At 65.3% G+C, this 22,997-nt stretch carries 18 protein-coding genes; 8 read left to right on the top strand and 10 right to left on the bottom strand.

All coding sequences use genetic code 11. The annotated features are described in order from the left end of the window. The 5 genes from B5M41_RS09755 (at position 1) to B5M41_RS09735 (ending at position 4,427) form a co-directional block, all read left to right on the top strand. Positions 1–1,293, top strand: coding sequence for an Hsp70 family protein (locus B5M41_RS09755; RefSeq protein WP_134647517.1), 1,293 nt, complete (start codon positions 1–3; stop codon positions 1,291–1,293). Positions 1,294–1,337: 44 nt separating this feature from the next. Beyond that, the gene (locus tag B5M41_RS09750) at positions 1,338–2,198 is read left to right on the top strand and encodes a uracil-DNA glycosylase (RefSeq protein WP_134647518.1); all 861 of its coding nucleotides are present in this window, start codon (positions 1,338–1,340) and stop codon (positions 2,196–2,198) included. 213 nt (positions 2,199–2,411) lie between these two features. Continuing rightward, positions 2,412–2,588 (top strand): hypothetical protein, encoded by a 177-nt coding sequence (locus B5M41_RS09745; protein WP_167718880.1) that lies wholly within the window; start codon positions 2,412–2,414, stop codon positions 2,586–2,588. A gap of 52 nt (positions 2,589–2,640) precedes the next feature. Further along, a complete protein-coding gene (locus B5M41_RS09740; RefSeq protein ID WP_160870912.1) occupies positions 2,641–2,784 on the top strand; it encodes a hypothetical protein in 144 nt (47 codons plus the stop codon). Positions 2,785–3,140: 356 nt separating this feature from the next. After that, positions 3,141–4,427: an MFS transporter gene (locus B5M41_RS09735; RefSeq protein ID WP_134647519.1), complete on the top strand. Its 1,287-nt coding sequence runs from the start codon at positions 3,141–3,143 to the stop codon at positions 4,425–4,427. Here the strand turns inward: B5M41_RS09735 and B5M41_RS09730 are convergent. Next, positions 4,418–5,356, bottom strand: coding sequence for a DMT family transporter (locus tag B5M41_RS09730; RefSeq protein ID WP_134647520.1), 939 nt, complete (start codon positions 5,354–5,356; stop codon positions 4,418–4,420). The two genes, B5M41_RS09735 and B5M41_RS09730, sit on opposite strands and share 10 nt — an antisense overlap. Before the next feature lie 344 nt (positions 5,357–5,700). Between B5M41_RS09730 and pepN the strand changes: the two genes are divergently transcribed. Next, a complete protein-coding gene (gene pepN / locus B5M41_RS09725; protein WP_134647521.1) occupies positions 5,701–8,349 on the top strand; it encodes an aminopeptidase N in 2,649 nt (882 codons plus the stop codon). A gap of 11 nt (positions 8,350–8,360) precedes the next feature. Here the strand turns inward: pepN and B5M41_RS09720 are convergent, their stop codons facing one another. Further along, positions 8,361–8,729 (bottom strand): VOC family protein, encoded by a 369-nt coding sequence (locus B5M41_RS09720; protein WP_134647522.1) that lies wholly within the window; start codon positions 8,727–8,729, stop codon positions 8,361–8,363. A gap of 74 nt (positions 8,730–8,803) precedes the next feature. Between B5M41_RS09720 and B5M41_RS09715 the strand changes: the two genes are divergently transcribed. Continuing rightward, entirely contained in the window at positions 8,804–9,517 is a 714-nt protein-coding gene (locus tag B5M41_RS09715) for a helix-turn-helix transcriptional regulator (RefSeq protein ID WP_134647523.1), read from the top strand. Between the two features lie 143 nt (positions 9,518–9,660). Next, positions 9,661–12,018, top strand: a complete 2,358-nt coding sequence (locus B5M41_RS09710; protein WP_167718882.1) for a PAS domain-containing sensor histidine kinase — start codon at positions 9,661–9,663, stop codon at positions 12,016–12,018. 12 nt (positions 12,019–12,030) lie between these two features. On the opposite strand, the gene B5M41_RS09705 is transcribed toward B5M41_RS09710, so the two are convergent. The 8 genes from B5M41_RS09705 to ccmI all read right to left on the bottom strand — a co-directional run bounded on the left by B5M41_RS09705 (position 12,031) and on the right by ccmI (position 22,953). After that, positions 12,031–14,982: a bifunctional [glutamine synthetase] adenylyltransferase/[glutamine synthetase]-adenylyl-L-tyrosine phosphorylase gene (locus tag B5M41_RS09705; RefSeq protein WP_134647526.1), complete on the bottom strand. Its 2,952-nt coding sequence runs from the start codon at positions 14,980–14,982 to the stop codon at positions 12,031–12,033. Positions 14,983–15,014: 32 nt separating this feature from the next. Next, on the bottom strand, positions 15,015–16,439 hold the full coding sequence (locus tag B5M41_RS09700) for a sensor histidine kinase (RefSeq protein ID WP_134647528.1): 1,425 nt from the start codon (positions 16,437–16,439) through the stop codon (positions 15,015–15,017). 4 nt (positions 16,440–16,443) lie between these two features. Continuing rightward, positions 16,444–17,127, bottom strand: coding sequence for a response regulator transcription factor (locus tag B5M41_RS09695; RefSeq protein ID WP_134647530.1), 684 nt, complete (start codon positions 17,125–17,127; stop codon positions 16,444–16,446). Positions 17,128–17,242: 115 nt separating this feature from the next. Continuing rightward, positions 17,243–18,808 carry a Do family serine endopeptidase gene (locus B5M41_RS09690; protein ID WP_134647532.1) on the bottom strand — a complete coding sequence of 522 codons (1,566 nt, stop codon included), beginning with the start codon at positions 18,806–18,808 and terminating at the stop codon, positions 17,243–17,245. 122 nt (positions 18,809–18,930) lie between these two features. Then, positions 18,931–19,389: a cytochrome c-type biogenesis protein gene (locus tag B5M41_RS09685; protein WP_134647534.1), complete on the bottom strand. Its 459-nt coding sequence runs from the start codon at positions 19,387–19,389 to the stop codon at positions 18,931–18,933. Next, positions 19,386–21,371, bottom strand: coding sequence for a heme lyase CcmF/NrfE family subunit (locus B5M41_RS09680; RefSeq protein ID WP_134647536.1), 1,986 nt, complete (start codon positions 21,369–21,371; stop codon positions 19,386–19,388). The genes B5M41_RS09685 and B5M41_RS09680 overlap by 4 nt, the downstream gene beginning before the upstream one ends. After that, positions 21,368–21,817, bottom strand: coding sequence for a cytochrome c maturation protein CcmE (ccmE, locus tag B5M41_RS09675; RefSeq protein ID WP_134647538.1), 450 nt, complete (start codon positions 21,815–21,817; stop codon positions 21,368–21,370). The genes B5M41_RS09680 and ccmE overlap by 4 nt, the downstream gene beginning before the upstream one ends. Then, positions 21,814–22,953: a c-type cytochrome biogenesis protein CcmI gene (ccmI, locus tag B5M41_RS09670; protein WP_134647540.1), complete on the bottom strand. Its 1,140-nt coding sequence runs from the start codon at positions 22,951–22,953 to the stop codon at positions 21,814–21,816. Before ccmI ends, ccmE begins: the two co-directional genes overlap by 4 nt. Positions 22,954–22,997 lie beyond the last annotated feature (44 nt).

Raw genomic sequence — 22,997 nt, 5'->3', positions numbered from 1 at the left:
ATGGCACGGGCACTCGGCCTCGATTTCGGCACGACCAACACCGTCATGGCGCTGGCCACCGGCGGCAGCGACACGCAATCCATGCGCTTCGAAAGCAGCGCCGGCGTCACCGACACGATGCGCACGGCGCTGTCCTTCATGAAGGATCCGGTCGTTGGCGCGCAGGCGCTGAAGGTGGAGGCCGGCCAGGCGGCGATCCGCCAGTTCATCGACAATCCCGGAGACTGTCGCTTCCTCCAGTCGATCAAGACCTTTGCGGCGAGCGCGCTCTTCCAGGGGACGCTGGTCCACGCGCGCCGCCACAGCTTCGACGACCTGATGGAAATCTTCCTGCGCCGCCTGAAAACCTATGCCGGCGACGGATGGCCGGCAGACGTATCGCGCGTGATCGCCGGCCGGCCGGTGCAGTTCGCCGGCGCGAGCCCCAATCCGGATCTCGCAATCGAGCGCTACAATGCCGCGCTGACGAAGCTCGGTTTTCCGGAAATCCAATATGTCTACGAGCCGGTCGCGGCCGCCTATTACTTCGCGCAGACGCTGAAAAGCGACGCCACCGTGCTCGTCGCGGATTTCGGCGGCGGCACCACGGACTATTCGCTCATCCGCTTCGAGCGGCAGGCGGGGCGGCTGACGGCAACGCCGATCGGCCATTCCGGCGTCGGTGTCGCGGGCGACCATTTCGATTCCCGCATGATCGAGCATCTCGTGGCGCCGGAAATCGGCAAGGGTTCGCACTTCAAGAGCTTCGACAAGGTGCTGGAAGTGCCCTCCGGCTACTATGCCAACTTCTCGCGCTGGAACCAGCTGTCGATCTTCAAGACGACGCGCGAATTCGCGGACCTGAAGTCGCTGGTGCGCTCCGCGCTGGAGCCGGAAAAGCTGGAACTCTTCATCGACCTCGTGGACCACGACGAGGGCTACCCGCTCTATCAGGCTATCTCGGCGACCAAGATGGCGCTGTCGGTCGAGGAGGAAGCGGCCTTCCACTTCCCGCCGCTCGGGGCCGCCGGCCGCAAAACGGTGAAGCGTTCCGATTTCGAACAATGGATCGCGCCCGACCTTGCCCGTATCGAGGGCGCGCTCGACGAGGTGCTGGAGAAGACCGGGACGCCGGCTTCGGCTGTCGACAAGGTGTTTCTCACCGGCGGCACATCGTTCGTGCCCGCGGTGCGGGGGATATTCACGCGTCGATTCGATGGCGACAAGATCGAAAGCGGCGGCGAGCTTCTGTCGATCGCCCACGGTCTCGCGCTGATCGGCGAAAGCGACGACATCGCGACGTGGGTTGCATGAGGGCGGCGCTTTCCTCCGCGCCGCCGCTTCGCTAAGGTGCGGCCATGACCACCGCCAGCGACCTCCATCCCGAGCAGCTTCGCGCGCTTCTGCATTTCTATGCGGATGCGGGCGTCGACTGGTTGCTGGAGGAGGAGGCTGTCGACCGCATCGCCGAATTCGAGGCGATGCGCGCGGCGCGCGGCATGCCGGCCCGGCAAGAGGCAGCACCGGAACCGCAGCGCCCCGCCCGTCAGGCGCCGCAACGGCAGGAACAGCCCCGCGCCGCCGCACCCGCCCCCCTGCCGAACGTCGCCATCCCGGACAGCCAGGCGGTCGCCGAGGCGGAGTTTGTCGCCAGCAGCGCCCGTTCGCTGGAGGAACTGCGCACGGCGATGGAAGCCTTCAACGGCTGCAACCTGAAGACCAGCGCGCGCTGCCTCGTCTTCGCCGAGGGCAATGCCAAGCCCGCCGTCATGGTGATCGGCGCCATGCCGAATGCCGACGACGACCGCGACGGCCAACCCTTTTCCGGCCGGCAGGGCGCGATGCTGGACCGCATGCTCGCCGGCATTGGGCTCGCGCGTGCCGATATCCTGTTGACCAATGTCGTGCCGTGGCGGCCGCCGGGCAACCGCCCGCCCTCGCAGCGCGAGGCCGATATCTGCCGGCCCTTCATCGAGCGGCAGATTGCGCTTGCCGAGCCGAATCACCTGCTGGTTCTCGGCAATTTCGCCGCCCGTTTCCTGTTCCGGTCGAATGATACGATCCATCAGTTGCGCGGCGAATGGCGCGAAATCGACGTTTCCGGCCGCACGATTCCGGCTTTTGCGACGCTGCATCCACAGGATCTGGTCACGGCACCGATCAGCAAGCGGCTCGCCTGGCAGGATTTGCTCGCTTTTCGTGCAGGGCTGAAAGCCTAGGCATTTCACCCGCGCTCTTTATTTTCAACAACTTGGCGAACGCCACTAGATGGCAGCCACTCGCGCAGCCGCAATTCTGCCTCAAGCATGAACAGAATGTTTCATCAGCCATGCGAATTACACATATCTGCCGGGCAGAATGTCGCATTGCAAAATCCATGTTGCGGCGCAATATGTGGACATGGGAGGGACAGGATTTAAGGAACTGAACCCATGACCGCCCGTTTTCGGCCCATCCATTCGAGCTTTGAGACGCTCCGCCATTCCGGTCTTCGTGCCGGCCGTGGTTTCGGCGGCATCTGCGCGCCGGCCAACGAGCAGCTTACGGCCATCGGCTTTTCCCGCATCAACCGTCCTGCCCAGCTCTTCGCCGAGTTCGTCACGCGCTGATGCGGATCGGGTGCGCAACCGCGCGCCCGGCAGATGCACACAGGAGCAAGCCATGCTGAAATTCCGCCGACTGGTTTCCGACATCGCCGATATCCGCGCGGCCGTGAATGCCGCGCGCGAATATTCCGTGCTGGCATCGCTGCCGCGCGACGCCGCCCAGCGGCATGATCCGCTGAAGGCCTTCCTGCCGAACTGACCGGCTTTGTCCATGGCCAAAGCCGTGGTATGATCTTCGCCGTGAGGAGGTGAGACGCCTTTCCTCCGGTGGAGACCGGGCCGAAGCCCGATCTCCGTTCTGTTATCGGCTTACTGTCAGAGTCAGGCGCCAACCGAACAGTCTGACAATAACCGAAACCCGGATTTTCAAACGTCTCACCTCCTTTCGGTATGCCGGGCATGCACCCGGCATCTTCTTCATAACACAACTCTTCCGCGAAATTTCCACGCTTCGGAAAATCTTCCTGGTTACGCCAGCGATTGTCGCCATGGACAGAGCATGGCCGGCGCAATAGAGCGACATTCTGAAACCGGATGCCCTTCTGCGGAGCCCCCATGCTGGCAAGCCTTGTCTCCATCCTGAGCCTGATGCTGTCCACCCTCCTGATGATGGTGGCCTTCGGCCTGCAAAGCTATGTCGTGCCGGTGCGCGCGGTCGCCGAGGGCTGGTCGACGCAGACCATCGCGATGATTGCCACGGGCTATACGGTCGGTTTCACGCTTTCCTGCATCGTCACGCCGAAATTCGTGCTGCTGGTCGGCCATGTCCGCGTGTTCGTGGCGCTCATCACGCTTCTCGCCATCGGCATCCTACTCTGCGCGCTGGTGGTGGACTGGCGGGCGTGGATGCTGTTTCGCGCCGTATCGGGCTTTGCCATCGCGGGCAGCTATCTCATCATCGAAAGCTGGCTCAACGAGCGCGTGACGAACGACAACCGCGGCTCGATCTTCTCCGTCTACCTCATCACCACGATGGTCGGCACGATCGGCGGGCAATATCTCGTGCCGCTTGGCGACCCCACCAACACATCGCTGTTCATTCTCTGCGGCATCATCTTCTCCGTCGCCTTGCTGCCGACGGCGCTGACCTCCTCCCCGTTGCCGGCCCCGCCGACGCAGGCGCGCTTCAACGTTCCGACGCTCTATCGGCGCTCGCCCGTCGCCGTCATCGGCGCCTTCCTCGCCGGCGCGCTATCCGGGGCATGGCTCAATCTCGGCGGCGTGTTCACCCAGCGCACCGGACTGACGACGGCCGAAGGTGCGACGCTGCTCGCCTCCGTGCTGATCGGCAGCGCCCTGTCGCAGATTCCCATCGGGCGTGCGTCCGACCGCATGGACCGGCGGCGCGTCATGGTCGCCTGCGGGGCGTTCGGCGCGCTTTCGTGCCTCGTCATGGCCGCGGTTTCCGGCGGACCGACGGTCGTGCTCTATCTGGTTGCGGCCTGCGTGGGTGCGGTCATCTTCCCGATCTATGCGCTGAACGTCGCGCATGCCAATGACCTCGCCCAGCCGGACGAATATGTCGAGGTCTCATCGGGCATGATGATCGTCTACGGTTTCGGGACGATTTCCGGTCCGCTGATGGTGGGGCCGATCATGGACCGTTTCGGCCCCGGCTCGCTCTTTATCGTGCTGGCCTTCTACTTCACCCTTTACGGCGCCTACGCCGCCTGGCGCATCAGCCGCCGCGAGGAAAACGACGGCCTCGTCGCCAAGACGGATTTCCAGGCGATGGCGGTGCAGCCGCTCGGCGCCGATGCGGCCGCGGCCGCCTTGCAGCCCGACGCGCCGACGGAGGAGCCGATGGAAGACACGACGACGCCGGAGTGGCGTCAGCCCTGAGGGGTGACGTGCTTGCGCGCCGCGCGGCGCTGCAGACCGAGCCGGTGTTCGCGCAGGATGATGAAGATGCCGGCACTCACCACGATGGCCGTGCCGATCAGCATCGCCGACGTCGGGATATCACCAAACAGGAAGTAACCGACCGCCAGCCCGAGAACGATCGACGTGTATTCGAAGGGCGCGATGGTGGAGACGTCGGCATAGCGGTAGCTTGCCGTCAGCAGGAGCTGCGCGACCCCGCCGCAGAAGCCCGCCATGGCCAGAAGGCCGAGCGCCTCCCAGCCGAGTGCATTCCAGCCGAAAGGAAGCGTGGCGAGCGAAAAGACGGAGGCCGAAAGCGAGAAATAGAGCACGATCGTATGCGTGCGCTCCGTCTTCACGAGCTTGCGGACCAGCACCATCGCAACAGCACCCAGTGTCGCGGACAGCAGCACCGCGAGCGCGCCCATCGCCTCCGCCGAGCCGACGCCGCCCTCGCGGAACAGGGTCAGCCGCGGCCACGTGATGATGAAGACGCCGGTCAGTCCGACGAGCACCGCCGACCAGCGATAGATGCCGACCTTTTCCTTGAGGAAAACCGCCGCGATGACGACGGCGATGAGTGGCATGGCATAGCCGATGGCGATGGCCTCCGGCAGCGGCAGGTGCACGAGGCCGTAGAAGCCGAAGCCCATGGCAAGGATGCCGACGAAACCGCGCTTCAGGTGGCCCATGACATCGCGGGTGCGGAAGGCATCGACGAGTTGTCCCTTGAACGCCAGGAAAACGATGATCGGCACCATGGCGAAGGCCGAGCGCAGGAAGGTGATCTGCCCGGCCGCCATATCCTTGCCCGCCGCCTTGATCAGCGTGGACATGCACAGAAAGATCACCACCGAGGCGATCTTGAGGAAAATACCCCGCATGGGGTCGTGGTGCGGCATATCCATGAAAAGCTCTGCGCGACCGGCAGGTCGCGGCGTCAGACGGTTGGCGCATCGGGAATCGATCCGGACGCGGCCACTCTAGCCGGACACGCCGGCCGGTGGCATCAAATCTCATGATATGTCGCGGAAAAATGCTCAAGGCTTGCGCGCAGCCAAGGGCCTTCCCATCCGGCGGACGCCTGGAAACTGTCTCACGTTAGCACAAAGTTGTGAACGGCGGTTCCGTGGAAATGAGATGTTAAGCGGATAAGCATATCAATCGGAGGAATTTGGGGGCAATGCGCCCGGCGGGATGTCGCGTCATGCACGAGCGGGACAGGCCGGAGCGATAGGAACAGGACATATCCATGCGGACTGAGAACGGCCAGATCATCCATCTGGCGGATTATCGCCAGACTGACTTCGTTCTCGAGCGCGTCGACCTGACTTTCGAACTGGACCCCACGGAAACCAAGGTCGAGGCGCGCCTGATTTTCCACCGCCGCGAAGGCGCCGATACGGCCGCCCCGTTGGTTCTCGACGGCGACGAGCTCGTCATGACCGGCCTGCTCTTCGACCAGATGGAGATGGACGCGGCGCGCTATGACGCCACGCCTGATAGCCTGACCATCCGCGACCTGCCGGCAAGCGAGCCCTTCGAAATCACCATCACCACGATGATCAACCCGGAGGCCAACACCCAGTTGATGGGCCTCTATCGCTCGAATGGCGTCTATTGCACGCAGTGCGAGGCCGAGGGTTTTCGCCGCATTACCTACTTCCCGGACCGGCCGGATGTCCTGGCGGTCTATACGGTCAACATCATCGCCGACAAGGCGAGCTGCCCGCTGCTGCTTTCCAACGGCAACTTCCTCGGTGGCGCCGGCTATGGCGAAGGCAAGCACTTCGCGGCCTGGTTCGATCCGCACCCCAAGCCGTCCTATCTCTTCGCGCTCGTCGCCGGTGACCTCGGCGTCGTGGAGGACGCGTTCACGACGATGTCCGGCCGCGAGGTGACGCTGAAGATCTATGTCGAACACGGCAAGGAAGCGCGTGCGGCCTATGCGATGGACGCGCTGAAACGCTCCATGAAGTGGGACGAAGAGGTGTTCGGCCGCGAATACGACCTCGACATCTTCATGATCGTCGCCGTCTCCGACTTCAACATGGGCGCCATGGAGAACAAGGGGCTCAACGTCTTCAACGACAAATACGTGCTGGCCGATCCGGAAACGGCGACGGACCAGGACTATGCGAATATCGAGGCGATCATCGCCCACGAATATTTCCACAACTGGACCGGCAACCGCGTCACCTGCCGCGACTGGTTCCAGCTGTGCCTGAAGGAAGGCCTGACGGTCTATCGCGACCACGAATTCTCCGCCGACCAGCGCTCGCGCCCGGTCAAGCGCATCGCGGAGGTGCGCCACCTGAAATCGGAGCAGTTCCCGGAGGATGCCGGCCCCCTCGCCCATCCGGTGCGGCCAACGAAGTATCGCGAAATCAACAACTTCTACACGACGACCGTCTATGAGAAGGGCTCCGAGGTGACGCGCATGATCGCGACCATCGTCGGCAAGGACGGGTTCAAGAAGGGCATGGACCTGTACTTCGAGCGCCACGACGGCGATGCCGCGACGATCGAAGACTTCGTGAAGTGCTTCGAGGACGCCAACGGCGTCGACCTCGCGCAGTTCTCGCTCTGGTATCATCAGGCCGGCACGCCGCTCGTCAGCGTTTCCTGCGCCTACGACCAGGCGAAGGGCGAATTCACGCTGTCGCTGGAGCAGATGATCCCGCCGACGCCCGGCCAGAGCATCAAGGAACCGATGCATATCCCGCTGCGCTTCGGCCTGCTGCTGGAGGATGGTTCGGAGGCGAAGGTCGCCGCCGTCAGCGGGGCCGATATCACCGGCGATGTGCTGCACCTGAAGGAGCGTCGCCAGACGGTGACCTTCTCCGGCATTCCGTCGCGTCCGGTCCTGGTGCTGAACCGCAGTTTCTCTGCGCCCGTCAACCTGCATTTCGAGCAGGCGCCGGCCGATCTCGCCCATATCGCGCGCCATGACAGCGATCTCTTCTCGCGCTGGCAGGCGCTGAATGATCTAGCCCTGCCGAGCCTCGTCGAGGCGGCGAGCAAGGCGCGCGCCGGCGAGACGGTCGAGACGAGCGCAATGCTTGCCGATACGCTGATCGCCATAGCCGGCGACGAAAGCCTGGAGCCCGCCTTCCGTGCGCAGGCGCTGGCGCTGCCGTCGGAATCCGATATCGCCCGGGAACTGGGCAGCAACAACGATCCCGATGCCATCCGCACCGGCCGCGAAGCCGTGCTGGCCTTCATCGCCAATCGCGGCGCCGAGGTCTTCGCGACGCTGTTCGAACGTCACCGCACGAAAGGCGCATTCACGCCGGATGCCGCAAATGCGGGGCAGCGTGCGCTGCGCAATGCCGCCCTCTCCTATCTCGCCGTCAGCGACGGCACGCCGGCGCGTGCGGCCGAGGCCTTCGCGAGCGCCGACAACATGACGGACCTCAGCGCCGCGCTGACGGTGCTGGCGCATCGCTTCCCGGCTGCGACGGAAACGGCGGAGGCGCTTGAATCCTTCCGCGCCCGCTTTGCGGACAATGCGCTCGTCATCGACAAGTGGTTCGCCATCCAGTCGACCATTCCGGGCGACGGGGCGCTTGCCCGCGTCCAGGCGCTGATGACGAGCCCGCATTTCACCAAGTCGAACCCGAACCGCGTTCGCGCGCTCGTCGGCACCTTCGCCTTCTCCAACCCGACCGGCTTCAACCGGGCGGATGGCGCGGGCTACCGTTTCCTGGCCGAGCAGATCCTGGAGATCGACCCGAAGAACCCGCAGCTCGCCGCACGCATCCTGACCTCCATGCGCTCCTGGCGCGCGCTGGAGGCGGTCCGGTCCGATCACGCCCGCAACGCGTTGCGCACCATCGCTGCGGGCGAGAAGCTCTCCTCCGACGTCTCCGACATCGTGGAGCGCATGCTGAAGGGCTGAGCCCTCTTCGCTTACTTGTCCGGCGGGCAAACGCGGATGCGGTGGCCATCAGGGTCGAGCGCGACGAAGGTGCGGCCGAAGGCGGCCGTGAACGGCGGCTGCTCGATGGCAACGCCCGCAGCGCTCCATTCCTCATGCAGCCTGTCGATCTGCGCATCCTCATCGACGACGATGGCGATCTCGCCGCGGTGACCCGTGCCGCCCGAAACGAATTCAGACGAGCTGGTCGCCCACAGCCCGAGACCGAGACCGTTATCGAACCGGAACGATACGAAGCCCGGCGACTGGATGAGCGGCGCCGTGCCGAAGATCATCTTGTAGAACCGAGCGCTTTCAAGGGCATTCTCGACATAGAGGATCAGGAGGTTGGGAGAGGTCATGGAACGCGTCCTTTCGCTGTGTTGACGAAAGGATACTAGGCGACACCGCTGCCAGAAAATGGCAGTATCGTGCCATGGCCCGTTCCGAAAGACTGCTTGCCCTTCTCCAGCTTCTCAGGCGCCACCGGCATCCGGTGAGCGGCGCGACGCTCGCGGACGAGCTTGGCGTCAGCATTCGCACGCTCTATCGCGACATCGCCACGCTGCAGGCACAGGGCGCCGACATCGAGGGCGAGCCGGGCGTCGGCTATGTGCTGCGCCCCGGCTTCATGCTGCCGCCGCTGATGTTCTCGCAAAGCGAGCTGGAGGCGCTGATGCTCGGCTTCCGCTGGGTGCAGAAGTTCGCCGACATGCCGATGACCAAGGCGGCATCGGACGCGCTTGCCAAGATTTCCGCCGTGCTGCCGGCGGAGCTGCGCGACGAGCTGGAAAACACGGCGCTTTTGGTGGGGCCGCGACGGGTGGTGGATGCGGAAGTGGTTGATCTCGTGCTGCTGCGCAGCGCCATCCGTCGCGAGCGCAAGCTGCGGCTCGCCTATGCGGACGCCGCCGCCACCTTCACGGACAGGGTCGTCTGGCCGGTCGCGCTCGGCTATTTCGAGGAGACGCGCATGCTGGTCGCCTGGTGCGAGGCGCGCAACGACTTCCGGCATTTCCGCACCGACCGCATGCGCGAGATCACGCTTCTGGAGAGCCGCCATCCCCGCCGGCGCGCCCAGCTCTTGCAGGAATGGCGCACGCAGGACAGCATGCGATGGCGGCCCGACAGCGGCCAAAGCGGCGCTTAAGTGCCGGTCCGGACTGCGAAATCGCACCCGTCAAAAATGGTTAAAAAAGTTTTACCTTTTCTATGGACAAGCCGAATCACAATTGATTCATTAGGGCAGATTCGGGCGAGCGGCGCGCCGAATCACGAGAGGGTTACAAAGGTTTGAAGACTATGGCGGACGCGCAACGAGGACGCGCAGCCGGCGGGTGGACTCGTCTCAAATTTCCGGGAATGGCGGCCTGGAAATGCGAGGCGACGGGGCCAGCGAAGATTTTCGCGGGGCCGACCGCACGGCGTCTGTCACGGGCGGAGCCCGTGCTGAAGCGGTCGATACCGATCCTGATCATTGCATTCCTGCTTGTCGTGGCGATATCGCGGGTCGTCGGCATTCTGGTCGAACATGACCGGATGGAAACGAGCGTGCGCGACACGACCTCGCTGACGGCGCTGGCCGTCGGCGCCGCCTTCTCCGGCAAGATGGCGCAAAGCCTTGCCGAGGCCGACCGCATGGCGGTGGAGGCGACGCTGTCCGTCAACCTGCCGCAGGATCGCATGCAGCCGGGCGGCATCGTGCTGTTCGTTGCGGAAAATGGCCGCGTCTTCGGCAGCTCGCTGGCGGCCTCGCGCTATGTCGGCCAGTCGCTCGCGCGCTTCTCGCCCGAGCTTGCCGCCATCCAGTATTTCGGCGATCCCGCCACCGTCTTCCGCACGCGTATCGCCGGCGAAGACTATTACGCTTCGCTCGTGGAAATGCCGCGCAAGGGCGGCTTCATCGTGGTGGCCAATCCGCTGGGCCAGACCGCGCTCTTCTGGCGCGACGAGATTGCCCTGAACGTGACGCTCTTCACCGGGATTTCGGCGATCCTGCTCGTCATTCTCTACGCCTATTACATCCAGGCGAAGCGCGCGCGCGACGCCGATGCCATCTTCGCGGAATCCAACCTGCGGGTGGAAACGGCGCTGGCACGCGGCCGCTGCGGCCTGTGGGACTTCGACCTGGAGAATCGCCGGCTGTTCTGGTCGAGCTCGATGTACGAGATGCTGGGCATGCCCGCCCGCGACAGCGTGCTGTCCTTCGGGGACGCCGCGCGGCTGATGCATCCCGACGACGACGGCATCTACCAGGTGGCGCGCGCGGTTGCCTGCGGCGAGGCCAAGCAGGTGGACCAGGTCTTCCGCATGCGCCATGCCGACGGACACTATGTCTGGATGCGGGCGCGCGCCCAGCTCATCCGCATGTCCTCCGGCCGCATGCACATGATCGGCATCGCCATGGACGTGACGGAACAGCACCGCCTCGCCCAGCGCTACCAGGAGGCCGACGAGCGGCTTGCCGACGCCATCGAATGCACGTCGGAAGCCTTCGTTTTGTGGGACAAGAACGACCGGCTCGTCATGTGCAATGCGCATTACCAGCAGGCCTATGGCCTTCCGGACGAGGTGCTGGTGCCCGGCACGGAGCGCGCCGTGGTGAATGCCGCGGCCGCCCGCCCCGTCATCGAGCGGCGTATCGCCGATTCCGATGGCACCGGCGTCTCGCAGACCACCGAAGTGCAGCTGGCGGACGAACGCTGGCTGCAGATCAACGAGCGCCGCACGCGCGACGGCGGACGCGTCTCCGTCGGCACCGACATCACCATGATGAAGCGCCACCAGGTGCGCCTGCGCGAATCCGAGCGCCGCCTGATGGCGACCATCGGCGACCTCTCGGCCTCGCGCGCCAAGCTGGAGCGGCAGAAGACCGAGCTTTCGCTCGCCAACGCCAACTATCAGGCCGAGAAGGAACGCGCCGAGGCGGCGAACCGCGCCAAGTCGGAATTCCTTGCCAACATGTCGCATGAGCTGCGCACGCCGCTCAACGCCATCCTCGGCTTCTCGGAAATCCTGCAGAACCAGATGTTCGGCCCGATCGGCTCGGACAAGTACCGCGAGTATTCCCGCGACATCCACGAAAGCGGCAAGCACCTGCTCAACGTCATCAGCGACATTCTCGACATGTCGAAGATCGAGGCGGGGCACATGCGCATCAGCTGCGAGGCGGTGGACCTGGCGCCGCTGATCGAGGAGACGCTGCGTCTCACCATGCTGCAAGCGGAGAAGAAGAACATCACGGTCGAGCAGGCCTGCCCCGGCAACCTCGTCACGGTGGCCGACCGCCGCGCGATGAAGCAGATCCTGCTGAACCTCCTGTCGAACGCCATGAAGTTCACCAACGAGGGCGGCAAGGTGGAAGTGCGGGCGCGGCGGGTGAACGGCGCCGTCACGCTGACCATCGCCGACACGGGCATCGGCATTCCGAAATCCGCCCTCCAGAAGATCGGCCAGCCCTTCGAACAGGTGCAGAGCCAGTACGCCAAGAGCAAGGGCGGTTCGGGGCTCGGCCTCGCCATCTCGCGCTCGCTCGCCCGCCTGCACGGCGGCGCCATGCGCATCCGCTCCGACGAGGGCAAGGGCACGATCATCTCCGTGCGCATTCCCGACCGCGAACGGCTCGCCGCGCTGCATCTGGCGGCGGCCTGACGGGCGCGACGGTCAGCCCTTGACCGTCGCCTGGAAGATCTTGCGCACCGCCTTGGAGACACGGCGGATTTCCGCCTCCAGCGTGCGCAGGTCCGGGCACTCGCCCGCCCGGCAGACGAGATCGATGAGCCCGGCAGGCGCCTCCTTCGGATCGAAGCCGCCATCCACGCACAAGCGCACGATCTGCGAGATTTCCGTATAGAGCGACAGCGCGCCCTGCACGGTCTCCAGGTCGTTCGGATCCATCATGGCGTGGCCGAGTTCGGCAAGCGCCTCCCAGGTCGGAAGCGCCTTATCCGGTTGGGCGGCGCCACGCGCCGGGGCGACCAGCGCGAGGAACTGGGCGATGAACTCGATATCGATCAGGCCACCGGGGATGAGCTTGAGGTCCCAGATGTCCTTCGGCGGCTTTTCCTGATCGATGAGCGTGCGCATCTCCGCCACGTCCTTCGCCGTCTTGGCGACATCGCGCTTGCGGCCCAGCACGCCACGGAAGATTTCTCCCGCCTCGGCCACCAGACTGTCATCGCCGCAGAGGAGGCGCGCGCGGGTCAACGCCATGTGCTCCCAGGTCCAAGCCTCCTCGGCCTGGTACTTTGCGAAGGATGTGATGCGGGTGGCGACCGGGCCCTTGTTGCCGGAGGGCCGCAGGCGCATGTCCACCTCGTAGAGCACGCCCTCCGCCGTGGGCGCGGAAAGGGCCGCGATCAGGCGCTGGGTGATGCGGGTGAAGTACTTGATGTTGTCGAGCGGCTTTACGCCATCCGACTCGAAGGCGTCGCTGTCGTGATCATAGAGAAGGATGAGGTCGATGTCGGAGCCGGCCGTCAGCTCGAAGCTGCCGAGCTTGCCCATGCCGACGAGCGCCACGCGCCCGCCCGGGAACTTGCCGTGCGCCGCCTCGACCTCGTCGAGCACCGCTTTCAGCGCCGCCGCGACGATAAGGTCTGCGACATGGGTGAAGGCGCGCGCCGCCTGTTTCCCGGTAATCGCGCCCGTCAGCAGGCGGATGCCGATCAGAAAGCGCTGCTCAGCGGCGATGATGCGCAGGCGGTCGAGAGTTTCCTCATAGTGGCGCGCACCCGAGACGAAGCCCTCGATGCGATCGGCGAGATAGGCGCGCGTCGGCAATTCCGCCAGAAGGCCGGGATCCAGCATGCCGTCGAAGACATGCGGCTTTGCCGCGATCACTTCGGCAAGGCGCGGCGCGGACGACATGATATTGACGATGAGGGAGAGCAGCGCGGGATTGTTGCCGAGCAACGAGAACAGCTGGATGCCGGCCGGCAGGCCGGAAATGAAGCTGTCGAAGCGCAGCAGCGCTTCGTCGGCCCGCTTGCTCTGGCCGAAGACGCGCAGCAGTTCCGGTGTCAGTTCCGTCAGCCGCTCGCGCGCCTCGACGGACTGCGTGGCGCGATAGCGGCCGTAATGCCAGGTCCGGATGGTGCGGGAAATGTCGGCGGGGCGCTCGAAACCGAGCTTCTTCAGCGTCTCCAGCGTATCGGGATCGTCCTTCTGGCCGGTGAAGACGAGATTGCCAGCCTCCGACGACAGCTTCGCCTCCTGCTCGAACAGGGCGGCATAGCGGCGCTCGACGGTCTTCAGCACGGACACCAGCTTGTCGGAGAAGTGCGCCGTGTCCTCGAAGCCGAGCATGAAGGCGATGCGTTTCAGCTCGGCTTCGGTCTCGGGCAGGGTGTGGGTCTGCTCGTCGCGCACCATCTGCAGGCGGTGCTCGACGTCGCGCAGGAACCAGTAGGCCTCCGTCAGCTCGTCGGCGGTTGCCTCGTCGATCCAGTTGGCCTTGGCGAGTTCGGCGAGCATCGGTTCGGTCGCGCGCAGGCGCAACGCGGGCACGCGGCCGCCGGCGATCAGCTGCTGGGTCTGCACGAAGAACTCGATCTCGCGGATGCCGCCGCGGCCGAGCTTGACGTTGTGCCCCTTCACGGCGATCTCGCCATGCCCCTTGTGGACATGGATCTGCCGCTTGATCGAGTGGATGTCGGCAATCGCCGCATAGTCCAGATACTTGCGGAAAACGAAGGGAACGAGCCCCTTGAGGAAGTTGCGGCCGGTCTCGATGTCCCCGGCGACGGGCTTGGCCTTGATGAAGGCGGCGCGCTCCCAGTTCTGGCCGCGGCTCTCGTAGTAGAGCATGGCGGAATCGAAGGAGATCGCAAGCGGCGTGGCGCCGGGATCGGGCCGCAGGCGCAGGTCGGTGCGGAAAACGTAACCGTCGGCCGTGCGCTCCTGCATGATGCGGATGAGGCGGCGCACGAGGCGGGAAAACGTCTCCACCGCCTCCGTCGGATCCGTCGCGATGTCGGCCATCGGATCGAAGAAGACGACGAGGTCGATATCGGAGGAGTAGTTGAGTTCCGCCGCACCGAGCTTGCCCATGCCGAGCACGATGAGGCCGGATTTCTCGCCGGGATGGGCGGGGTCCGGCAGCTTCACCTTGCCGCTTTCATGGGCCGACAGCAGCAGATGATCGATCGCCGCCGACGTGGTGGCTTCGGCGAGCTCCGTCAGAAGCGCCGTCGTCCGGCGGGCATCGAAGATGCGGGCGAGATCGGCAAGCGCGGTGAGGAAGGCGACCTCGCGCTTGGCGACGCGAAGCCGCGTCATCAGCACCGCCTCCGTCATCTCCCCCTCGCCCGGCTGCCAGGCTTTACGGGCGCGGGCAATGGCCGCCTCGATGGCGGGCAGAACCGGCTCCTCCAGCGCGCGTGCCAAGAGGGCGGGATCGATGCGGGCGGTGTCACGCAGATAGGGGGAGAGGGAGAATGCCGCGACGATGAAGTCCTTGAGGGGACCTTCGGTGGCGGCAAGGCCGGCAATCGTCGGGTGATCGCGGCCCCAGTCCTTGAGATCGGACAGGACCGACTTGGCATCCGTCTGGCTCAGGGGCCGGATGGGAGAGGCCGCAAGATCGGATAGCCGCGTTGCCGTCGTTACAGTCATGATGTCTCCTCGCCTTTTGAGGAGGAGATGTATCAGTCCGGCAGGACGGGGAAAACCATTCTGACCGTCAGGCCACGGTTGTTTTCCCGTTCGGGATGGGTGGCGTCCAGCTCCAGGCGGCCGTGGTGCATTTCCATGACCGCCCCGACGAGCGACAGGCCGAGCCCCGTTCCGGGCTTCGAGCGGCTGGCATCGAGGCGCACGAAGCGTTCGACGACGTCGCCATACTTGTCTTCCGGTACGCCCGGGCCGCTGTCTGCCACGGCAAGCACGACCTCGTTGTCCCGCCTTGCCAGCGAGATTCGGATATCCGGCTCCCCGCCGCTGCCCTCGGCATATTTGATCGCGTTGTCGATGAGATTGCCGAGCGCCTGACCGACAAGCTCGCGATTGCCCTTGACCTCGATACCGTCTGCGATGTCTGTCGTGAATTTCAGGCCGCAATCCTCGGCGACGGGCTCATAGAGTTCGGCGCTGTCATGTGCGATGCCGCTGATATCCACCGCGCTCATTTCCGCCGGCGCTTGACCGGCCTCGACGCGGGAGATCATCAGGAGAGCGTTGAAGGTGCGGATGAGCTGGTCGGATTCGCCGATCATCTCCTCCAGTGCCGCGCGGTGATCAGCCCGGTCCCCACCGGCAAGCGCCGCTTCCGCCTTGTTGCGCAGCCGCGTCAGCGGCGTCTTGAGGTCGTGGGCGATGTTGTCGGAAACCTGCTTCAGCCCCTCGCCGAGTTTCTCGATGCGGCCGAGCATGGTGTTGAGCGATTCGGAAAGACGGTCGAATTCGTCGCCGGATCCGCTGGTGGGGAGGCGTTGGGACAGATCGCCGGCCATGATGCGCTGGCTGGCATCCGACATGCGGTCCATGCGCTTCAGCGCGTTGCGCCCGATGAGGTACCAGATGGCGAGCGCGCCGACGCCCATCACGCCCAGCGCCACCATCAGCGCCTGCCGCACCAGCTTGCGAAAGTTCTCGGGCTCGCCGAGGTCGCGGCCGACAAGGATGCGAAGCCCGTTCGACAGAACGTTGACCTGCGCATAGGCCATGGGACGGTTGGTGCCGCGCGTCTCCTCCTGATAGCGCTGGTAGCGGAAGGGCGTTTCCGTCCAGCCTTCCGTGTCCAGCACGCCCGGCTGGATGGAGGCGACGTTGCCGGCCAGCACCTCGCCGGTGGGGCTTGCGATGATGTAGAGATTGGCGCCCGGCTGGCGTGCGCGCCGCTCGAGCGTGCGCAGGAGGCCGTTCATGCCGTTGTTGTCGAAGATGCGCTCGATCTGCTCGGCCTCCTGCCCCACGGCCTCGCGCATCTGCTGTTGCAGCAGGCCTTCGGACATGGAGGAAACGTAGAAGACAAGAACGGCCGCGCAGGCGGCAAACAGCAGGAGATAAACCGCCGAAAGGCGCACGGCGGTCGTGCGGTAGAGGGCAGTCAGCCGGCCAAGCAGTCGTTGCATGGGATCAGACCGCCGCCTCTTCCTTCATCATATAGCCCGCGCCGCGCACGGTGCGCAGCAGCGGCTGGTCGAAATCCTTCTCGATCTTCGAACGCAGCCGCGAGACATGCACATCGATAACGTTGGTCTGCGGATCGAAATGATAATCCCAGACGTTCTCGAGCAGCATGGTGCGCGTGACCACCTGCCCGGCATTCTTCATGAGATATTCGAGCAGACGGAACTCGCGCGGCTGGAGCAGGATTTCCTTGCCGGCGCGCTTGACGGTGTGGGACAGACGGTCGAGTTCGAGATCGCCCACCCGGTAGACCATATCCTGTTCCGGCGTGCCCTTGCGGCGGCCGAGGACCTCCACGCGGGCGAGAAGCTCGCTGAAGGCATAGGGCTTCGGCAGGTAGTCGTCGCCGCCGGCGCGCAGGCCGGTCACGCGGTCATCGACCTGCCCGAGCGCGGACAGGATGAGCACGGGCGTGTGGATGTTGCGCTGGCGCAGCTCGGAGATCAGCGAAAGGCCGTCACGCCGCGGCAGCATGCGGTCGATGACCAGCACGTCGTAGCTGTTTTCCGTGGCCAGGAAGAGGCCGCTCTCGCCATCGCTGGCATGATCGAGAACGATGCCGGCCTCGCGAAAGGCCTTCGCGAGATAGGCGGCTGCTTCCAGATCGTCTTCCACAATCAATAACTTCATGGCGGAACCTTACAGCATGTTCGGCGGGCTTTACCAGCAGCACGCGCCGGATACGGCAGCGCCGCGAAATCGTGCGATCCCGCGGCGCCGTCAATGCGATGATTTACGGAGCCGGTCAGCCCTGGTCGATGGGGAGCGCCAGGAAGCGGCTGCCGTCCTTGGTCTCGACCTGGAACAGCGCCTTGGAGCGGCCATCCTTGCGGGCGGCCTCGATCACCTTCATCACCTCGTCCGCGGACTTGACCGTCTGGTTGTTGACGGAGGTGATGCGGTCGCCTTCCTTCAAGCCGCGATCGCTGGCGTCGGAGTCCGGATCGACCGAGGAGACGGTCAGGCCGTCATTGCCGGGCGTGACGGAGATGCCGAGATCGGCGAGCGCCTGTTCACTGGATTCCTCTGCGGGAGCAGCGTCATCCGTGGTCGTGGCCGCCGCGATGGCTTCGCCGGCGAGCGTACCGATCTCGACCTTGATGGTCTGCGACTTGCCATCGCGCCAGACGGCGACATCGACCGTCTTGCCGGGTGCGATATCGGCGACGCGGCGGGCGAGGTCACGCGGATCCTTGACCGGTTCGCCTTCGAGCGCGGTGATCACGTCACCCTTCTTGATTCCGGCCTTGGCACCGGGCGAGTCGGCCTGCGGCTCGACCACGAGGGCACCGGCGGCATCCGCCAGGCCGAGCGAATCGGCGATGTCGCGGCTAACCGGCTGGATCTGCACGCCGAGCCAGCCACGGTCGACCTTGCCGTCCTTCATTAGGTTGGCGACGACGCCCTTGGCGACCGACGCGGGAATCGCAAACGCGATGCCGACATTGCCGCCCGACGGCGAGAAGATGGCGGTGTTGATGCCGACGACCTGGCCGTTGAGGTTGAAGGTCGGGCCACCCGAATTGCCCCGGTTCACGGCGGCGTCCACCTGGAGGTAGTCGTCATAGGGGCCGGAGCCGATGTCACGGCCGCGGGCGGAGATGATGCCCGCCGTCACGGTGCCGCCGAGGCCGAACGGGTTGCCGACCGCCACCACCCAGTCGCCGACGCGGATCTGGCTGTCGTCGGCGAAGCTGACATAGGTGAACTTGCGCTTGTCCTTCTCATCGACCTTCAGCACGGCGAGGTCGGTGCGGCTGTCCTTGCCGACGAGCGTGGCCTTCAGCTCGGTGCCGTCGTTCATCACGACCGTGAAGGCCGAGCCATCGCTGACGACGTGGTTGTTGGTGACGATATAGCCGTCTTCGGAGATGAAGAAACCGGAGCCCTGTGCGGTCGGGCGAAGATGCGGCTTGCGGCCCGGGCCACGGCGGTCACCGAAGCGACGGTCGGGTCCACGGTCGCCGCGGAACTGATCCTGGCCGCCGAACTCACGGAAGAAGCGCTTCAGCGGGTGGTCGTCGGGAAGTTCGTCGAAGCCGCGACCGCCGAAGTTGAACGAGAAATTGCTCTCGTCATTGGACGGCTTGGCATCAGATTCGACACGGACGGAAACCACGGCCGGGGAAACGGCCTGAACGACGTCGGCGAAGCTCGCAACCTGCGGCGCCTGGACGGAAACGGCTTCTGCATAGCTTTCGGTAACGCGCGCGGGGATGCCGGTCGCGAGCATGACGGCTGCAAGCCCTGCGACGGTGGTCGTCTGCAACGCGGCCTTGAGGCTCGGACGGAACGCGGAAATCTTGGCCATTCTGTGCACCTTCTCTCTTCTTTCAGGGGCTGCGCCAGGCAGCCGATGAAGAAGAGATAGGCGGTCGCACATTACGGCACACTATCCGCCGCATGAATTTTTCGTAATGTTGGGAAATCCGCTCAGTCGCGGCGCAAGGCGCGATCCAGTTCGGCCTTTTCGGCATCGGATAGCGGCGTTCCCGTGGGCTTGCCGCCGCGTTTGCGCACGAAGAGGACCATGGCCGCCGCACCCGCGAGAAACAGCACGATCGGCGCGCCCCATAGGAGGAGCGTCTCGCCACGCAGGCGCGGATTGAGCAGCACGAATTCGCCGTAGCGCGAGACGACATAATTAATGACGGCCTCGTCGCTGTCGCCATTCGTCAGCCGCTCGCGCACCAGAAGGCGCAGGTCGCGGGCGAGTTCGGCATTCGAATCATCGATCGACTGGTTCTGGCAGACCATGCAGCGAAGCTGGGCGGACAGCGCCCGGGCGCGCGCTTCCAGCGCCGGATCGGAAAGCACCTCGTCGGGATTGACCGCAAAGGCCGGAAACGCGGCAAGCAGGAACGCGGCGGCGACGAGCAGGCGGCGCATCATTCGGCCGCCTCCAGGGCCGGCTTTACCTTGCGCGCCTTTTGCGGCGCGCCGACGCGCAGGCGCCGGTCGAACAGCGAGACCGCGCCGCCCGCCATCATGATGAGCGTGCCGATCCAGATGCACAGGATCATCGGCTTCCACCACACCCGCACGACGATGCCGCCGTCCGCCATGGCATCGCCGAGCGAAACATAGAGCTGGCTGAACCAGAACGTACGGATGCCCGCCTCCGTCGTCGGCATGCGCCGCGCCGTGTAGAACCGCTTCGACGACCAGATGTCGGTGACGACCGTGCCGCCGCGGGCCACGGTGAAGTGCCCGGATTCCTCGGAATAGTTCGGCCCCTGCCCGCGGCGCATGCCGTCGAAGGTCAGCGTGAAGCCGCCGGCCTCGACCTGCATGCCCGGCTTCATTTCCACGACATGCTCGGTCTCGAAGGCGGTGACGGCGACGATGCCGATGACCGTGACACCGACGCCGATATGCGCGAGCGCCGTGCCGAACGCCGAGCCCGGCAGGCCGACGAAGCGCCGGAACGCGACATTGCCGGCCACCTTGCCGATACCGGCGCGCAGCCACAGGTCCGTCACCGCGCCGGCGATCATGTAAAAGCCGATGGCGACGCCGAAATAGGCCAGCACCGGCCCGCCGCTATGGGCGTACATCACCGCCGCGGCCACCACGAGGCCGATCGCGGCAGCCGCAAACAGCCGCTGCCCTGCCGCAAGCATATCGCCACGCTTCCAGGCCAGCAGCGGACCGAACGGCACCGCCAGCAGGAGCGGCAGCATCAGCAGGCCGAAGGTCAGGTTGAAGAACGGCGGTCCGACGGAAATCTTCTCGCCCGTCAGCGCCTCCAGCACGAGGGGATAGAGCGTGCCCGTCAGCACCGTCGCGGCGGCCGTGGTGAGGATCAGGTTGTTGAGGACGAGCGAGCCCTCGCGCGAGATCGGCGCGAACAGGCCGCCGGCCTTCAGGGTCGCCGCGCGGAAGGCAAAGAGCGACAGTGCGCCGCCGATGAAGAAGACGAGGATCGCCAGGATGAAGACGCCGCGCGTCGGGTCTGTCGCGAAAGCGTGCACCGAGGTCAGCACGCCCGAGCGCACCAGGAAGGTGCCGAGCAGCGACATGGAGAAGGTGAGGATGGCGAGCAGCACGGTCCAGATCTTCAACGCCTCGCGCTTTTCCATGACGAGCGCCGAATGCAGCAACGCGGTGCCGGCGAGCCAGGGGATGAACGAGGCATTCTCCACCGGATCCCAGAACCACCAGCCGCCCCAACCCAATTCGTAATAGGCCCAGTAGGAACCCATGGCGATGCCGGCGGTCAGGAACGACCAGGCGGTGAGTGCCCAGGGCCGCACCCAGCGCGCCCAGGCCGCATCGATGCGGCCATCGATCAGCGCGGCGATGGCAAACGAAAAACAGACGGAAAAGCCGACATAGCCGAGATAGAGCAGCGGCGGGTGGATGGCGAGGCCGATATCCTGCAGGACCGGGTTTAGGTCCTGCCCCTCGGCGGGCGCCGGCGACAGGCGGATGAAGGGGTTCGACGTCAGGAGGATGAAGAGCGCAAAGGCCGTCGAGATCAGGCCCTGCACGGCCAGCACATTGGCCCGCAGCCGCTCGGGCAGGTTGGCGCCGAAGCTTGCGACCAGCGCGCTGAAAAAGACCAGGATGAGGAGCCAGAGCAGCATCGAGCCCTCATGGTTTCCCCACACGCCGGAGATCTTGTAGATCATCGGCTTCAGCGAATGCGAGTTCTCCCAGACATTCGCGACGGAGAAATCCGAAACGACATAGGCGAAGGTCAGCACCGAAAAGGAAAACAGCACGAGCAGGAAACCGGCAAAGGCCGCGGCCGGCGCCACGGCCATCAGCGCACGGTCGTTGCGGATCGTCCCGATGAGCGGCAGCACCGCCTGGATGATGACGGTCGCCAGCGCCAGGATGAGAGCATAATGGCCGAGCTCGATGATCATTTGATCGTTTCCTTGCCGGAGAGTTCCACGCCCTGCGCCTTGAGCCTGTCGGCCACGTCCTTCGGCATATAGGTCTCGTCATGCTTGGCAAGCACCGTATCGGCGACGAACAGCCCATCGGTGCCGAAGGCGCCTTCGGCCACCACGCCCTGCCCTTCGCGAAACAGGTCGGGCAGGATACCGGTATAGGTCACCGGCACCGTCGCCAGCGTATCCGTCACCGTGAAGGTAACGGTCGATCCTTCGCCCCGCTTGACCGTGCCGTCTTCGACGAGGCCGCCGAGGCGAATGCGCGTGCCGGGCGGGACGCTCGCCTTGGCCAGATCGCCGGGCACATAGAAATAGGCGATGGACTGGCTGAAGGCGAACATCACGAGCAGCACGGCCGCCACGAGAAAGGCGACGCCACCGCCGATAACCGCCAGACGCTTTTGCTTGCGTGTCATTGTCCGCCTCCCCCGGTCGAGATCGACAGGTCCCGGGCGAGCGCCACGAGCTGCCTGCCGTTTTCGCTGTCCGCCGGGAACGTCTTGAGCGCCGTCTGTAGCGCGGCCTCCGCCTTCGGCCTTTGATCCAGCACAACATAGGAACGGATGATGCGCATCCATCCTTCGAGATTGTCAGGGTCGTCGGCAAGCTTGGCGGCAAGGCTGTCGACCATGCCCGCGATCATCTGCTGGCGGTCGCCGGCCGACATTTCCTCCGCCGCCGCCACGTCGCCCGCCGTGGGATTGCCGAGCGCGCCGCCCGGCGCGGTTTCCGTGCCCCCGGCGAGCGCCGCGATATGCCGGTTGACCAGCGGCAGCCAGGGCGCGTCCGCCGGGGCGTCCTTCGCCATGGCCTCGAAGGCGGCGCGGGCCTCGGCGCGGCGGCCGTCCTGCTCCAGCGCCAGCGCCAGGTAATATTTCGCACGCGGATTGTCGGCCTGCAGCGCCAGCGACTGTTCGAGCCGCGCGCGGGCATCCGCCGTCACGATGCCGTTCGCCTGGGCGATCAGCGTTTCCGCATAGCCGTCGAGCCGCTCCTGGTTGGGGCCGAGCAGCCGGATCGCCTGCGAGAAGGCGTTGGCCGCGTCTTCCATGCGTCCGTTGCGGTAATAGATCGGCGCCAGCAGATCCCAGCCCGCGCCGTCGTCGGGATTGCGCGCCAGATGGCTTTCCGCCCGCGCGATCAGGATATTGACGTCGTTTCCGGGATTGGCGAGACGCTCCGCCAGCGGCTGCGCCGGCAGGTCCGGCCGGCCGTTGGCGATGTAAAGACAGAGACCGGTGAGGGGCAGGATCACGATGACGAAGGCCTGCGCCAGCCGGTTGCGGCGCGTCGCGGGGGCTGCCTGTTCCTTCGCCTCGGCCTTGCTCGCCGCAATCAGCCGGCGCGCGACTTCGGCGCGGGCGAGTTCCGCCTCGTTCACCGCGATCAGCCCGGTGGCCTCGTCGCGCTTCAGCTCCTCGAGCTGGTCGCGGTAGACCTCGACATCATGGCTGGCGTCGCCCGCGGCGGCCGCAGGCCGGCGCAGCAGGGGCAGGAGAAGGACGGCGGCGACCGCTGCCGTCAGGATGGCGACGAGAATCCAGAAAAGCATGCCCGTTCCATTACTGGAACATGCAGGCGTTTCCAATTCCCCAG

The organism is Shinella sumterensis, assembly GCF_004514425.2.
Classification (GTDB): Bacteria; Pseudomonadota; Alphaproteobacteria; order Rhizobiales; family Rhizobiaceae; genus Shinella; species Shinella sumterensis.
This window is presented reverse-complemented; position numbering and strand designations above follow the sequence as displayed.

Bases quoted from the DNA above. Each gene is read 5' to 3' on its own strand.
- B5M41_RS09690 (WP_134647532.1), bottom strand. From the start codon at position 18,808: ATGGCCAAGATTTCCGCGTTCCGTCCGAGCCTCAAGGCCGCGTTGCAG.
- B5M41_RS09705 (WP_134647526.1), bottom strand. From the start codon at position 14,982: ATGACTGTAACGACGGCAACGCGGCTATCCGATCTTGCGGCCTCTCCC.
- B5M41_RS09715 (WP_134647523.1), top strand. From the start codon at position 8,804: ATGGCCCGTTCCGAAAGACTGCTTGCCCTTCTCCAGCTTCTCAGGCGC.
- B5M41_RS09720 (WP_134647522.1), bottom strand. From the start codon at position 8,729: ATGACCTCTCCCAACCTCCTGATCCTCTATGTCGAGAATGCCCTTGAA.
- ccmI (WP_134647540.1), bottom strand. From the start codon at position 22,953: ATGCTTTTCTGGATTCTCGTCGCCATCCTGACGGCAGCGGTCGCCGCC.
- ccmE (WP_134647538.1), bottom strand. From the start codon at position 21,817: ATGACACGCAAGCAAAAGCGTCTGGCGGTTATCGGCGGTGGCGTCGCC.
- B5M41_RS09735 (WP_134647519.1), top strand. From the start codon at position 3,141: ATGCTGGCAAGCCTTGTCTCCATCCTGAGCCTGATGCTGTCCACCCTC.
- B5M41_RS09685 (WP_134647534.1), bottom strand. From the start codon at position 19,389: ATGATGCGCCGCCTGCTCGTCGCCGCCGCGTTCCTGCTTGCCGCGTTT.
- B5M41_RS09755 (WP_134647517.1), top strand. From the start codon at position 1: ATGGCACGGGCACTCGGCCTCGATTTCGGCACGACCAACACCGTCATG.
- B5M41_RS09750 (WP_134647518.1), top strand. From the start codon at position 1,338: ATGACCACCGCCAGCGACCTCCATCCCGAGCAGCTTCGCGCGCTTCTG.
- B5M41_RS09680 (WP_134647536.1), bottom strand. From the start codon at position 21,371: ATGATCATCGAGCTCGGCCATTATGCTCTCATCCTGGCGCTGGCGACC.
- B5M41_RS09745 (WP_167718880.1), top strand. From the start codon at position 2,412: ATGACCGCCCGTTTTCGGCCCATCCATTCGAGCTTTGAGACGCTCCGC.
- B5M41_RS09695 (WP_134647530.1), bottom strand. From the start codon at position 17,127: ATGAAGTTATTGATTGTGGAAGACGATCTGGAAGCAGCCGCCTATCTC.
- B5M41_RS09730 (WP_134647520.1), bottom strand. From the start codon at position 5,356: ATGGATATGCCGCACCACGACCCCATGCGGGGTATTTTCCTCAAGATC.
- B5M41_RS09700 (WP_134647528.1), bottom strand. From the start codon at position 16,439: ATGCAACGACTGCTTGGCCGGCTGACTGCCCTCTACCGCACGACCGCC.
- pepN (WP_134647521.1), top strand. From the start codon at position 5,701: ATGCGGACTGAGAACGGCCAGATCATCCATCTGGCGGATTATCGCCAG.
- B5M41_RS09740 (WP_160870912.1), top strand. From the start codon at position 2,641: ATGCTGAAATTCCGCCGACTGGTTTCCGACATCGCCGATATCCGCGCG.